This is a genomic window from Sphingobacterium nematocida, from assembly GCF_900168125.1.
GTDB classification, from domain to species: domain Bacteria; phylum Bacteroidota; class Bacteroidia; order Sphingobacteriales; family Sphingobacteriaceae; genus Sphingobacterium; species Sphingobacterium nematocida.
Genome location: NZ_FUZF01000002.1, coordinates 435,308 through 450,024, shown reverse-complemented (window position 1 = coordinate 450,024; position 14,717 = coordinate 435,308). Strand labels below are relative to the sequence as shown.

The following is a 14,717-nucleotide window of genomic DNA, read 5'->3' as shown; positions in this document are numbered from 1 at the left end:
GAGGTTAAATCAGGCAGAACATAATTCTTCAAAAAAATGGAATGCCTGATTTAAATAGCTAATATAAGGCGCTGTTTCATAGCTTGAAAAAGATAGCCTAAGCGTTATAATTCAAAAGCTAATTTTATACGATGAGATCTGCCTTTGGGACACATGGTAATCTTCAGTAGGGAAATATTTCAGCATGCATCGTGCGCTCCCTCCATCAAGCACATCCGTAGTAAGCCGATCTTAATATCGGCTTACTACGGATATCAATTTCTGCCGATCTATTTTAGGACAATATCTTTTCCAGACTCTTCTCCGCATAACCGGCGCTAGCCGTCATTCCTTTGCCCCCTATCCCCGTACGGACATGTATACGCTCCGACACATCAATTTCCAAAATCTGCTTATCGTGCTGTGCATAACAACCGGTCCAGGTCGACTCGATCATACTTTCATCTACCGGCATGATTCTATTCGCTTCGGCAAGCATGAGCCTATTGATCGTATTATTGATAGAAAAACCAAGGTCATCGATCCGACTGCCTAACGCATACTCGTGCGAATCGCCTATAATGATACTGCCATCTACCGCTTGCTTAAAAAGAATATGCACCCCCCATTTGCGTAATTCTTCATAGTGTGTGGGTACAGACATCGTATGGAAAGATGGGCAATAAGCTTCAAAACTCTCGTATCGACGTACCGTAAGTCCGGTGAGAATATTCCCTGGCATCTTCAAATGCGGCAGAGGCTTGGTACGCATCATCTGCAATTTACTCACTTTGAGACCGCTGTCTTCAAAAAGATCTCTAAACAACAATTTAAATTCATAACCATTACAAATCACCACCTTGTCCGCATCGAAACTTTCGCCTTGGCTAGATCTTAAAGAAACAGTGTCCCCCAGTTCTTCACAGCCCACAATTGCGGTATCGTAATGCAAGGTATAATTAGAAAATTTTTCTTTCAAATAACCGTGTATCTTCCTGATCATCAAGTCTGGTTCCGCACTGAGTTCCTGCTTAAAGACAATAGCTTCTTTCACATACGCTCCATTCAACATCGGATAAGCCTTTAGAACCTGTTCCTTAGACCAAAGCTCATGGGCATAACCTACCTGCTGATAATGGACGCTCAACTCGTGAATAACCTGTACTTCATCTTGATCGGAAGCAATATAGATACTACCGTTATTCCGTATGGATATATCTCCCTCTTGCTGTATGGACTGATAAATATCCAATCCTCTTACCCCGTATCCAAACCACTCGCCGGCCATTCCAGATGGCACTACCTGTCCAAAATTACGAACCGTAGATCCCTGTGGATAATTATCTTTCTCCACATGTAAAACGCGAAGCCCCCTAACCAAGGCATGATACGCATGGAATGTACCCAACACTCCTGCTCCTACCACTATCAGATCATATTTTTTATTGTTCATATGTGTATAATTTGCTTTTATCTGTCATATGGAATACTCATGAGTGTTTATGCTTCTCACTAAACATGAGTATTTCATCAATTCTATATGTATTACACTTTATAAATAAAACCTAAAATCATCCCCATAACAAAACCCGTGTTTTGGGACGTCGCACTTTTACAGGAGATTTCTGTTTGCGAACAAAATAAATCAGCGACAGAACAGACAAAACGCCTCCTATACAAGATGCAAAGAACACCAGCTGTATAAAATACCCTCCCCAGCTCAGCGTATTGGGCAGCATCTCTTTATTGATCATAATAACAAAACTACCTAAGTAACCTATAGAATCCGCTAGATACATAACAAATCCGGTATTGCTCTTCACCCTAAAAGTAGCTATCATCCGTTCAAAAAAGATGGCATTGTAGGGTATATAAGCCATGTATAATCCCAACCCAACCAACAACATCCAAGTAAGACCATCCAGCAGATGAATCGTATAGAAATACGTAGAAAGGCCGGAAATAAGGAACCCCGCTATAATCTGTAGGTGAATCAATTTAAATGCCTTCAGATTGTCCTTTACAAGGATAAGCATGGAAATCATAAACAGCACAATTAGAGCTATCACCCCATCGACCTTCGCATAAATACCATTATCCTTAATATGTAACATGTTCCAGATTTCTATCTCAAAATTATCTCTAACATCACGAAGTATGGTCAATAACATATAAACAAGTACTGTCAGCACGATCCCTGGCATAAAACGTTTCAAAAACTTTTTACGCATCTTTCCGTCCATAGCGACACGCTCTGTTCTTAAAAGCTCATCCGCAGCGGTTGGAGCAGGAACCATTCCCAATACCCAAACACACAATAGAAAGGGCACAAAAAACAACAACCCGGTGCAAAATGGCATCCAATACTCGGTGACAGCAAAGGAACTCATTAACCAACGGCCTACTGTCTTAATCAACCCCGAAGCAAAGATTAAACTCACCGCCATAACAGCCCCCATAATCTCTGTAAAACGCCTTCCTTCCAAATAAGAAAAAACCAAGCCCCAAATCATTCCCAATGGAAATCCGTTAAAAAACATGAATACGATATTCCAAGGTTTCGGCGCCAATGCAAATAGAAATAGACTAAACCAGGAAATCAAAATAAGCACCACCAAATAACGTTCTCTGTTTTTATTTTTACTCTCGGCAATAAATCGGATACCGTAAAATTTGCTAAACATGTAACCTAACATCTGGACAACAACAAGCCATACCTTGAAACTAATACCCAAAAGCTGTTCATCCGCAAATCCTGCTGCTGTAAAGGACTTCCGGAAGGAATACATACTCGTATAACAAAAGAAAGCAGCCAATGCCAGAACAACTGCCACGGACCGTTCATCTAAGCGTGTAAACCTATTTTTTATAGTATGTATTAGTGACATAATCGTATACTTATTGGTAAAAAATCTTATTAAGCAACCAAAAGTATAGTTATGTTATTAACCAAACGCTAAACTAAAGTTAAGTATTTGTAAACAATATTACAAAACTATTTTAGCATTTGTAAAACACTAAAAAAGCCCTGAACTATACGTTCAAGGCTTTCCTTTTAAAATTCTAAATTTTGTATTATTTATGCTTCTGATCGAAAAAATAGACAATTAACATCAAGGCCTTCTCGTCGCCTATATTTCTAGGTGTGTGGGCAAGTCTTCCATTAAAGAAGATCGAATCACCTTCTTCCAATACAACGACCTGATCGTCGAATACATACTCCACCTTACCACTGATTATATACTTATACTCAAATGCCTCTGTCTCGACCATAGGTCGGCTAGCATCTGGCAACAGCTCTAATAACACAATATCCAAGGTCGAGCTATCGATTGAGGAAGTAAAAATACGCTTATAGTGAAAGCCCAGTGCCTGTTCCTTTTCAAATGCGGTATAGGAATCCTTTCTACGAACAATAATCGGCCCCGAGTCTTCATCCGAATTGAAATCTTTAAAAAACTCATTAAGGTCAATCTCGAGCGATTTTATAATATTAATCAATACCAAAAGAGAAGGAATGGTCCTGTTGTTTTCAATCTGTGAAATCAACCCTTTGCTCACTCCAGCCCGGTCCGCTAGCTCCTGAATCGTAATACCTTTCTCCTTACGTATCTCTTTCAGCTTTTGGCTTATCTTAAATAATGTATTATCTTCCATGTTATTCTTCAAACCTACATAAATTCGCGTTTGCACGCAAAAAAAATTGTTTCATAGATATAAAAGCGAATTTTGTAGCTCTCCTCATCCATTGACATTCTCTTATAGAGGAAAAATAAGCAAATATATCTGCTAATTGATATTAATTTATCAGAACAAAAGTCCAATCCTTCTGAAAAAACTTAACAATAAATTAACGCTATAAAAATATAGCATAAATAAACTTTGTTTAGTATTGCAAAACATTTGTATATTTATACAACGATATGAAACAACAAGGGACTTATTATGTATTCCATGAGGCAAACAAACCTTTAGAAAAGGTTGAGATGCCCTTGCCGGATCTCCAAGAGAACGAAATATTAGTAAACATACGCTACGCAACACTCTGCGGTAGTGATCTACATACTTACTGTGGCCTGAGACAAGAGCCTTGCCCTACCATATTAGGTCATGAGATTGTAGGAGTAATCGAAAAGATTTCTCCAGAGCACAGCGGGTTGGACGCTATCGGAACACCGCTCCATATTGGAGATCTTGTGACCTGGACGGTATTTGCTAGCGACCCGAACACGACCAATTATCAGGCTGAAACTCCTCAGAAAAACAGTGATCTTTATAAATATGGTCATCGGCAGATAACAACCAAAGATAGTTTTCACGGTGGATTAGCTTCGCACATCGTCTTACGGCCACACACTTGTATTAGGGTATTACCCCAGGAAATCCCATTAAGCATAGCGGCCACTATCAACTGTGCTATAGCAACCTCAGCAGGAGCCATCCGTCTTACTGATTCGGTGGCCAACAAGAACGTACATATTGCCGGGATCGGTCTACTCGGTCTTGTCGCGATCGCCATGTGTAAAGAAATGGGGGCAAATCATATCGTTGCTTCGGATATAAATGAAGATAGGCTGAAACTCGCTAAAGATTTTGGAGCTACACATACGCTAAACCTGAAAGAACAGGAGTCTGACAAGGTATTGAAAAAACTTTCGATAGACTGCTTTATTGATATGAGCGGATCACCTGATGCGATGGAGCTTGGTATCGATACACTACAACTGCATGGCAAGGCAGTATTTGTTGGAGCCGTATTCAACCAACGTAAGACTGGTATTGATGCCGAACAAATGATACGAAAAATGCTTACGATCAAAGGTCTGCATAATTACAACTATACTGATTTCTCCAATGCGGTGGATTTTATTGTTAAAAACTGGAAGAAATACCCTTTCGAGTCATTAATTGAACGTGACTTTCCACTATCCAATATCAACGAAGCTATCCAATTTGCCATAGCAAACAAACCGATACGTGCCGGTCTATATATGTCTAATCCAGCCGTTAAAACCGAAGAATAATGGGTACTACATTTAGAAAAGACCAGTGGAAGATGCTCTTTGTAACTATGTTCTGTTACTTATTCTTCTACACGGGGCGACATAACTTTGGTTGGGCTGCAAAAGGAATTGCAGAAGAGCTCGACATCAGTTTTCAACAGGTAGGTTGGATCAGTTTTGCCATGTTGATGGGCTATGCCATCGGTCAGCTGATCAACGGAAACCTTGCCGACCGACTTAGTCCCAAGACCATGATCATTACAGGAGGGGGGCTTTCGATACTGTGCAATCTATCCATCAGTTTTGCAAATAGCTATACGGCAATCCTCTTATTATGGACATTAAATGGGTATTTTCAGTCTATGGCCTGGGGATCCGGAGGTCGATTAATAGCAAATTGGTGGAGCAGCGAGGAACGGGGAAAAGCCTTTGGCTTTTATACCATGGCAGCAGGCAGTTCCTCTGTCCTCACATTTTTCATGGCTCTAGTATTAGTTCATCAAGATCAAAGTTGGCGAACCTTATTCCGCTACCCTATTCTATTTTTAGCGGGGGCACTTTTATTATTTCTATTTCTGGCGTATAGCCATCCTAAACACAAAGGATATACCCTCCCTGAAGAGGAGGAGTCGGAATCGACCACAGCTACTCGAAACTGGAAGGAAGCCTATAAAGCGGTATTTCGGAATCAAAATTTTATGATCGCCTCTGTAGCAATCGGCTTTCAAAGTATGGCGCGATACGGTCTCATATTCTGGGTACCTATACATTTCCTTGGAAATGATTATAAACAATCCAGTGGCAATCTATGGCTTACCCTCCTCATTCCTATAGGCATGGCTCTTGGAGCAGTTTCATTTGGTTATATCTCGGATCTAATCTTCAAAAAAAACAGGAGCAAGTCCATTCGAGCGGGGATGTTGATCAGCTGTATAATTGCAGTGCTAATATACCTCGTTCCGATTGAAAACCACCTTCTAATAGGTGTCCTTATGTTTGCCTCAGGTTTTTTCGTATACGGTCCGCAGGCCAATTTTTGGACACTGAGTCCTGATTTATTAGGCACCAAACTGGTCGGAACAGGGATAGGCATTATGAATATGTTTGCCTATGTATTCGCTGCTGTGGGCGAACCCCTATTCGGCAAACTAATTGACTACACGGGAAATACAGCGAACATCTTTCTGTTTGTAGCCCTTATCTGCGCGCTATGTGCATGTATCATATCATTTGTTAAAATTAAAGAATCCATAAATAATCATGAGTAAAGTAAAATTAGCCATCTTTGATATGGCTGGAACAACAGTCCAGGATGAACGTGAAGTTGAAAAGTGTTTTTATGATGCGATTAAAGCTACCCATCTGAATGTATCAAGGGAAAAGATTAATAGCATGATGGGCTGGTCGAAAATCCTTGTATTTGAGACAATATGGAAAGAAGAAATCGGTGAAGATCATCCAGATTATTCGAAAAAGGTCCAAGAATCTTACAATTACTTCACCAAGACCTTGGAAGAACACTATGAAACAGTTGGCGCCAAGCCTTATGAGGGCGTATTGGAGGTATTCGATTACTGCAGATCAAACGGAATCAAAATAGCGCTGACAACAGGCTTCTACCGAAAGGTAACCGATATCATCCTTGCGAAACTGGGTTGGGACAAAGGATTAAACAGCGATTATATCTGCTTAACGAATGGTAACGAAAACATCATTAACTGCTCTACCGCTAGTAGCGATGTCGTACATGGACGACCTGCACCGGATATGATTCATCTGGCTATGAAAAAATGTGGCATTGCGGATCCGAAACAGGTTATCAATCTGGGCGACACCCCCTCTGATCTTCAATCGGCAGAAGCTGCAAATGTACTGTATTCTGTGGGATCCCTCTATGGAACACATAGTCAGGAAGAACTACAAAGTTATAAACATGATCAGTTTATTTCGAAGCCAATTGAAATGATCGACATCATCAAAAAACTAAATGAATAGGTTATTAAATAGCGTACTAAACCATGATAAACCGAAAAAACTTCATCAAGATCGGCAGCCTAGGGCTGTCCGGTCTCTTTTTAAACAATAGCCTAGCATCACCTCTGAATGAGATTGACAATGCGGTAAAAAAAAGAGCGCTAAGGTTCGGCATCATCTCCGATTTACATTACGATCTAATGCACGATGCGGGAGAGCGGGCAGAAGCATTTATCAATGCCATGAACCAAGAACAGCCCGATTTTATTATAAGCCTTGGTGACTTCTGTGTTCCAAAACCACAGAACCAACCGCTAATGGATATCTGGAATAAATTTAAAGGAGAAAAGCACTATGTATTGGGCAATCACGACACCGACGGAGGTTTTACAAAAGATCAGGCCTTGCGTTTTTGGAATGTTAACCGACCGTACTACTCCTTTGACAAGGACGGCTTTCATTTCGTCATCTTAGATGGCAATGAAAAACCGCTTAATTCTAAGCTACAAGGTTACCCCCGAACTATCGGCAAACAGCAACTGGCATGGCTCAAAGAAGACCTAGAAAAGACCAAGCTAAGAACTGTTATTTTTTGTCACCAAGGAATAGACAACACCAATAATGGTATTGAAAATGGCATGGAGGTGCGTTATCTACTCGAACAGATCAACGTAAACGCGGGCTTTAACAAAGTTATACTTGTATTTAGCGGACACCATCACTCCAATTACTACAATAATATCAATGGTATACATTACGTGCAAATCAATAGCTCCTCCTACTACTGGGTGGACGAGTCCTACAAAAGCAAGGCATTCTCTGAGGATTTCTATAAGAAGCACCCTATACTCCGTCATACCATCGTATATGAAGCCCCAATATGGGCCATTGTCGAAATTGACGGTAAGCGCAAAATAAAGATAAAAGGCAAGAAAAGTAAATTCGCCGGCAATGACCAAACAACGCCACCCGGTCTAACAGATATCTATCCTGTCATGGCCGAGATTGAAGATCGGACGTTAAGTTATTAGTCCTGCATAAAAATGGCTGCCTGCTATGTTTATCGCAGTAAACACAGCAGGCAGGTAGATAGGAAATACTAATACTTCACCGTATCTGAATTTAAAAAGGGAAGTTGATACTTTCCGGAATCCACATACAATTCTACGTCTAAAGCTTTCAAACCCTCAACACCCTTTGCGGTCACCTTGGTCTGGTAGGCATAAATTTGCTTTAAACCCTGCAATTGCCCTAAATGGGTAAGCCCCTGATCAGAAATCGCTGTTCCAAACAAATTGATATAGCGTAAAGACTTACTTCCTTTCAGTACATGGAGTCCTTCGTCAGACAATTTTGTATGTTCCAAATGAAGCTTCCGCAGATAAGGCATTTTTACAACACTCGCCATAGCCGCATCCGAAACGGCTGTTCGTGCCAGTTTAAGCTGTACGATATTATCTTTTATCTGCAAAAGATCCTCTAAATCCTTATCTGAAAACTCTGGATAATTGATCGCATTTATGGCTACATAAGGACTATTAACCGCAACGGGTAATACTTTGATCCCTTTTGCTTGAAGATTTCGGACAAATTCTTCTGGAAGATCATTTCCTTCAGGAAGGTCGGCGTATTCCAACTGTTCGGCCTCATTTCCTCCTTCTTCCAATTGTGCTAATAGTGTTTTTATTTCAGGAGATTGATTTGTTTGATTCACCTTCTTCGTAAAACTGGCTCCTTCGGTAATCCACCAACCGATCAGCTTGATCTGTTCGGCGGTAATCGGGGTCCTACCTTTAGGAGGCATACGCTTCTCATGACCTACTGGTAGCACCAGTCTAGCATACAATTCGCTTTCGGGCATCTTTCCCGGTTTTAGTACGACACCACCGTCTCCCCCCTTTAAAAGAAATTCCTGACTGTGTATTGCCAGGCCACCTTCTTTCTTTCTCTCTCCATGGCAAGAGGCACAGCGCTGCATCAAAATCGGTGCTATGATCTCCTGATATAAAGCTGCCTCCTGAACATTCTCAATTTTAGCCATTTGGAACTCCTCACTTTTTAGCCCCAGCATATCCTTTATCACTGTAGGGATTGCCTCCTTAAAATACCCTTCACCATGTGTTAGCGTCCCTCCAAAATGACCAGTCGCCCCAATTAGTAGAAACAGTAAACTGAATACCAAAAATCGATAACTCCATTTCTTTCGATACATCCAATATACGGATACCGAAATAACCGCAACTGCTATCCCTAGCCATTGATGAAAATCTAACGTTTGCTGTTCATATCCACCCCGCAAGGACAGTAGGTATCCCGCAATACTGGCTAAAATAGCAGCCATACTCCCGAAAAATAACACTACCGGAATAGCAACATGTATCTCTTTATATTTCTCTCTTTTGGCAAGAACAGCCATAAAAAAAGCTACCACCAACATACCTATTGGAAGATGCACCAACAATGGATGGGCTCGACCGATAAATTCGCCTAACTCTTCAAAAAACTGTCCCATTATTGGTATCGTGCTCGTAAAAGTTTCAACATAGATACGTTTTGTTGCCATTGGCTGCTCACAGGTTGTTGCGTAAAAGGCAAAGTAGGCAGATAACCGGCAGGACCAAACTCGGTCGTTATAGTGAGGGTCCTGCGTCCATTTTCCTTGTGCAACTGCACTATTCTATCCCACCAAGCTAAGTGCTGCTCCAAGGTGCTCTTCCACTCTGGCGCCGTAAAATCATTGACCTGAGGCCCCTGAGGATGTCCGACACGTGCATGAATATGTCCGGTACGCTGGAGCGCCAACTCTACGGTCTCTTTCTGGTCACCCAATAAAGATTCGTGGACACTACACCAATGCGAGATATCCAAAGCGAGACTTAGCGCCGGAAGCTCTTCCAAAAATCGCTTGGTGACATGGGCTGCAAAACTAAAGCGGCCACGATGTGTCTCGTGGTAGATAGGTAGATTATTTAACTTACTGAGCTTACTTGCAGCATCGATCAATGTACTATTCTGTTGAAACGTATAATAATCTTTGCCCGTATGACAATTGATATAATCAGGTTTCACACGGATAGCGGTTTCAATATTCTTCACAAAACTATCGTGGTATTCTTGAAATGATCGTCCACCCCCACCGCATAGCAACCCCAGTGACAATTCATATCGTTTTAAGGCCTCCAACATGTCACTACGTTCGCTATCTGTTCCTGGCAGCCAGGTCTCTACCCCATCAAATCCGGCATCCTTTACCTTGGCACAAAACACATCCCAGCTATCTGTCATACCCCAGTTTGTACAATAGATTTTAATTTTTAATCCCGTATTCGACTGTGCACTACCCGCCATTGTATTAACCAACAATAACAACCATAATATAGAATATCGTATCCTCTTCATATATGTATTAAATTCCTTAATGTTAAATAAACCACAGGCTACACGACTGCACTAATTAACTCTCCGTGTACATCAGTAAGTCGAAAAGGTCTACCTTGAAACTCGTAAGTAAACTTCTCGTGATCAAACCCTAATAGATGTAGCATCGTAGCATGCACATCATGTACAGATGCCCTTCCCGAAACTCCGGCAAACCCTATTTCATCCGTTTCGCCATAGGTCACTCCTTTCTTTACACCTCCACCGGCCATCCAAATGGTATAGGCATCGGTATGATGGTCCCTTCCTAGAAATGGCATATCGCTATTATCCCGATTTTCTTGCATCGGTGTACGTCCAAACTCTCCTCCCCAAACCACTAATGTTTCGTCTAAAAGACCTCTCTGTTTCAGGTCCAATAAAAGAGCTGTCATAGGTCGATCTATCTCCCTACATTTATTTCTGAAACCAAGATCAATAGACGTAGACGAATCTGTGCCGTGACTATCCCATCCCCAATCAAAAAGCTGCACAAAACGAACACCCTGCTCTACAAGTTTACGCGCCAAAAGACAGTTATTTGCAAAGGATTCCTTTCCTGGCTCAGTACCGTATAATTCATGAATATATTCCGGTTCTTTACTGATATCCATGACTTCAGGGACGGCCACCTGCATTTTATAAGCCATCTCATATTGCGCTATCCGAGAGAGTGTTTCTGGATCTTTATACGTATCGTACTCGGCCTTATTAATTTCATTGATCGCACTGATCGTTTGCTTCTTTAAGTCCCGTCCCATTCCATCTGGATCGGCAAGATACAATACAGGATCTCCTTTAGAACGGCATTGTACTCCTTGATATACCGAGGGCAAAAATCCCGATCCCCACACGCTCTTGCCTGCGTCGGGCGTCTTACCTCCTGAGGTCAATACCACGAAACCCGGTAAATTACTATTTTCAGAACCTAGACCATAAGTTACCCAAGAACCTATACTCGGTCTACCCAAGCGAGGGCTACCGGTATGCATAAACAATTGGGCCGGCCCATGATTAAACTGATCGGTATGGACTGCTTTTAAAAAACTAACTTCGTCGGCTACTTTTGTAAAATGAGGGAGGTGGTCTGAAATCCAGGCACCACTTTGACCATATTGTGCAAAGGTCGCCTGTGGTCCCAACATCTTGGGAACACCACGTATAAAAGCAAAAGTTTTGCCCGCTAATAATGATTCCGGACAAGGTTGATTATGTAGCTTATGCAATGCAGGCTTATAATCAAAAAGTTCCAGTTGCGATGGAGCTCCCGCCATGTGGAGATAAATCACACTCTTGGCTTTGCCCGGAAACTGCGGTGCTCTGGGGATTAGTGGATTCAATGCATTCAGGTCTATACCTGATCCGGCACCTCCTGAATTACCTGCGCAACTCGCGAGAAAACTACCTAAAGCAATACTTCCGATTCCGGCAACGCAGTCTTTTAAAAAGTGTCTTCGTGTCACAGCCTGTAATTGCTGTTGCTCTAATTCCTTAAACAATTTATTAAAGTCTTTCATCCCTTTCCGCTTTATGATTTCGTTAAAAATTCATCCAAATTCAATAGTGCATTCGCGACAACCATATACGCTGCTTGCGAAATCACCTGCTCATTAGTCAACTTACCCGACTGTACCCCTAAGAATCGTTCCGCATCCTTTGGCTTTTTACTAAAATCGAGTTTTGCACTTCCATATAATTTTTCTAATGCATTTAGTTTTTCTTTAATAGGGCTCCGGAGCATCACCCTTCTATACCCCATCGCTAGAGCCTTCTGTAGATCCCCTTTGCTTTCCTTTTCCATAAACTCCGAGAGGTGTTTTGCAGCTTCTAGATACACAGGATCATTCAAGGTGGTCAGTGCCTGTAGCGGCGTATTGGTCCGTATTCGATCCACTAGACACAACTCTCGACTGGAGGCATCAAAAGATATAAAAGATGGATAAGGACTGGTGCGCTTTAGAAAGGTATACACCCCACGTCTATACTGGTCCTCTCCTTGACTTTTATTCCAAGACTCGCCACTGTACACCGTCATCCAAACGCCATCTGGCTGATAAGGCATAACAGAAGGACCATACATTTTGGTGCTTAATAATCCAGCGACAGACAGTGTTTGATCACGGATCTGTTCGGCAGTAAGCCTGAATCTCGATCCTCTAGCGAGGTAATGGTTATCCGGATCTTTCTTGGTGTCATCGGTATTCAGATCGGACGACTGCTTATACGTTGATGACATTACAATCTCCTTAATAAGGCTCTTCATACTCCAATTCTTCTCGTACATCACATCCAATGCGAGATAATCCAGTAAAGCACCATGTATAGGCGGATTACTCTGTGTACCCATATCGCCTAATGGCTCAACCAGTCCGCGGCCAAATAGTTGTGCCCATACACGATTCACCAAAGTCCGGGCTGTTAAAGGATTCTCTTTGCTCGCAATCCATTTGGCAAATCCAAGACGGTTTTTCGGTTCATTTTCAGGAAAATCATTTAGCACCGCCGGTACAGTAGGTTGCACCTCCTCACCCAGGGTCAACCGATTTCCCCTTTCGAAAACATGGGTCTTACGTTTCATATCCAAGGGATTTTCGATCATGATGGGGACAGACTCGGGCTGTGTATTAATCAGCGATAGAAACAAGTCTTGCATTCTGCCAGCTTCGACCTCATTTGCTTTCGGTAGGGGTTCTCTAAAAGCGAACCACTCGATCATACATACCGGCTGATCGCATTATAAGGCATCCTTAGTTCTGGATCGTCCGTGATAAGACGCTTGATAAATTCACTGTGATCAGCATCACCGCGAATGATTGAAGGACTCCCCGACTCCGTCTTAGCAAAAGCCTCTTCTTCAAACAGCAGGCTTAAACCGCCATTGGCTTTAACACCTCCATGGCAGGAAATACAATGCTTATTAATAATTGGCTTTACCTCTGCACTAAAATCAACGGGTCTCTCCTTCCGAATGGAAAAAAATACGATCCCTAAAACCCCAATAAGTATTATCGAAATTACTAAAACACGTTTCTTCATTGCTTTTAAATATTCACGCGATGAAACTGTCTTCAAAGCTTTGATTACTTCTCAAACAACTTCATTATCTTACAATTGGTTCACATGAATTCCACTACACCTCCTTACGATTATGAATAACTATAGGGGACGGTTTAGCTCTGGAACTTTTGTTTATCCGTTGGTTATCGTAAAAATAGAAAATTTACAGTGAAGCAACTAACACTATATTGACAGCTTTTAAAACTATTTTACCCCTACACAACCGGTTGGTCCGGTTTCGTTAAAATCATCCACAAAAAAACTTTCATGATGCCTTTGGATCAGCAACAGACATGAAAGTTCTTGATGGCCATTGAACCGAGCGAAGAGAGCTCATTGATGCATTGAAAAGTTGAAACGAATCAATAATACAAACACTTTCAGAAAAAAAGCGACAGAAAGTTAAAATACTTCCTGTCGCTTATGTTACGATGATATAGCTTCTGCTTCTACTGATACACTTTTACCCAATCAACCTCCATCACAACGGGTAGCTGGCTCTGGTCGACTTTGCCTACCCAGCTGCCTCCAAGCTGTTGATCAATTAAAATAAAAAATGGCTGGTCATAGGGCCACTGAGAAGGATCCACACCTTTCAATCGGGGATAAGTGAATGTATCTTTACCATTCAATTGAAACACGATACGATCCGGATACCAGCTTATACCATACACATTGTAAACTCCCGCCTCGATAGCAGCGGTTCCGTAATGCGGTGGTTTTGTCTTTTCACCTAGATCTAGCGTGTAATAAGAGTGGGTAGTCTGGTAAATAATCTTATCAAAGTTCAGGTGCTCCATGATATCTATCTCTCCATTTTTGGGGTATTTACCATACTTATCCAGCTCTGCCAACATCCACATGGCAGGCCAGGCTCCCTGAGCGCTACCAAGTTTGGCCCGGATCTCAATTCGACCGTATTGAAATGCAAATTTGCCTTTACTCCAGATACCTCCAGTAATAAAAGGTCGTTTATCCCTAGTTGTGTCTGGATTATTGATTCCTAGTAGATGTAGCTGCCCGTCTTTTAGCTCAAAACATCTATCATCCGTACTCATGTGTCTATTCCAATCTGCTGTTCCAGCGGGTATTCTACTCCACCTATTCGTATCTAATGTCCTTTCATTAAAGTCATCTTTCCAAATCAACTTCCACTTTTTCTCCTCGCGCCCTTCTTTTTGAAGATAGACCTGTGGGTGCTCGGCCATTCTGTTGGATACAGAACACGAGCCTAACAGCATACTAACTCCTCCTAATATATAATAAGTAATCTGAGCTACTCTCATG

At 41.7% G+C, this 14,717-nt stretch carries 13 protein-coding genes; 4 read left to right on the top strand and 9 right to left on the bottom strand.

What is annotated here, in order from left to right; translation table 11 throughout:
- Positions 1 to 274: 274 nt before the first annotated feature.
- The 3 genes from B5X76_RS04175 to B5X76_RS04165 all read right to left on the bottom strand — a co-directional run bounded on the left by B5X76_RS04175 (position 275) and on the right by B5X76_RS04165 (position 3,636).
- Positions 275 to 1,432, bottom strand: a complete 1,158-nt coding sequence (locus B5X76_RS04175; protein ID WP_079641494.1) for a TIGR03364 family FAD-dependent oxidoreductase — start codon at positions 1,430 to 1,432, stop codon at positions 275 to 277.
- A 118-nt stretch (positions 1,433 to 1,550) separates the two neighbouring features.
- Positions 1,551 to 2,867, bottom strand: a complete 1,317-nt coding sequence (locus B5X76_RS04170) for a DUF5690 family protein (RefSeq protein WP_079641492.1) — start codon at positions 2,865 to 2,867, stop codon at positions 1,551 to 1,553.
- Positions 2,868 to 3,054: 187 nt separating this feature from the next.
- A complete protein-coding gene (locus tag B5X76_RS04165; protein ID WP_079641490.1) occupies positions 3,055 to 3,636 on the bottom strand; it encodes a helix-turn-helix domain-containing protein in 582 nt (193 codons plus the stop codon).
- 266 nt (positions 3,637 to 3,902) lie between these two features.
- On the opposite strand from B5X76_RS04165, the gene B5X76_RS04160 reads away from it, so the two are divergent.
- The 4 genes from B5X76_RS04160 to B5X76_RS04145 are packed head-to-tail and all read left to right on the top strand — an operon-like array spanning position 3,903 to position 7,987.
- Positions 3,903 to 5,003 carry a zinc-binding dehydrogenase gene (locus B5X76_RS04160; RefSeq protein ID WP_079641488.1) on the top strand — a complete coding sequence of 367 codons (1,101 nt, stop codon included), beginning with the start codon at positions 3,903 to 3,905 and terminating at the stop codon, positions 5,001 to 5,003.
- Positions 5,003 to 6,250, top strand: coding sequence for an MFS transporter (locus B5X76_RS04155; protein ID WP_245800940.1), 1,248 nt, complete (start codon positions 5,003 to 5,005; stop codon positions 6,248 to 6,250). Before B5X76_RS04160 ends, B5X76_RS04155 begins: the two co-directional genes overlap by 1 nt.
- On the top strand, positions 6,243 to 6,977 hold the full coding sequence (locus tag B5X76_RS04150) for an HAD family hydrolase (protein WP_079641486.1): 735 nt from the start codon (positions 6,243 to 6,245) through the stop codon (positions 6,975 to 6,977). The genes B5X76_RS04155 and B5X76_RS04150 overlap by 8 nt, the downstream gene beginning before the upstream one ends.
- Before the next feature lie 23 nt (positions 6,978 to 7,000).
- On the top strand, positions 7,001 to 7,987 hold the full coding sequence (locus tag B5X76_RS04145; protein ID WP_079641484.1) for a metallophosphoesterase family protein: 987 nt from the start codon (positions 7,001 to 7,003) through the stop codon (positions 7,985 to 7,987).
- 68 nt (positions 7,988 to 8,055) lie between these two features.
- Here the strand turns inward: B5X76_RS04145 and B5X76_RS04140 are convergent, their stop codons facing one another.
- From B5X76_RS04140 to B5X76_RS04115, 6 genes are all read right to left on the bottom strand, one after another.
- Entirely contained in the window at positions 8,056 to 9,519 is a 1,464-nt protein-coding gene (locus tag B5X76_RS04140) for a c-type cytochrome domain-containing protein (RefSeq protein WP_245800938.1), read from the bottom strand.
- The gene (locus B5X76_RS04135) at positions 9,468 to 10,355 is read right to left on the bottom strand and encodes a sugar phosphate isomerase/epimerase family protein (RefSeq protein WP_079641480.1); all 888 of its coding nucleotides are present in this window, start codon (positions 10,353 to 10,355) and stop codon (positions 9,468 to 9,470) included. The genes B5X76_RS04140 and B5X76_RS04135 overlap by 52 nt, the downstream gene beginning before the upstream one ends.
- 38 nt (positions 10,356 to 10,393) lie before the next feature.
- Positions 10,394 to 11,890 carry a DUF1501 domain-containing protein gene (locus B5X76_RS04130; RefSeq protein ID WP_079641478.1) on the bottom strand — a complete coding sequence of 499 codons (1,497 nt, stop codon included), beginning with the start codon at positions 11,888 to 11,890 and terminating at the stop codon, positions 10,394 to 10,396.
- 11 nt (positions 11,891 to 11,901) lie between these two features.
- Positions 11,902 to 13,089: a DUF1553 domain-containing protein gene (locus tag B5X76_RS04125; RefSeq protein WP_079641476.1), complete on the bottom strand. Its 1,188-nt coding sequence runs from the start codon at positions 13,087 to 13,089 to the stop codon at positions 11,902 to 11,904.
- Positions 13,086 to 13,409, bottom strand: a complete 324-nt coding sequence (locus B5X76_RS04120) for a c-type cytochrome domain-containing protein (RefSeq protein WP_079641474.1) — start codon at positions 13,407 to 13,409, stop codon at positions 13,086 to 13,088. Before B5X76_RS04120 ends, B5X76_RS04125 begins: the two co-directional genes overlap by 4 nt.
- Positions 13,410 to 13,879: 470 nt before the next feature.
- Complete coding sequence (locus B5X76_RS04115) at positions 13,880 to 14,716, bottom strand: glycoside hydrolase family 16 protein (protein ID WP_079641472.1); 837 nt, start codon at positions 14,714 to 14,716, stop codon at positions 13,880 to 13,882.
- Position 14,717: the final 1 nt, after the last annotated feature.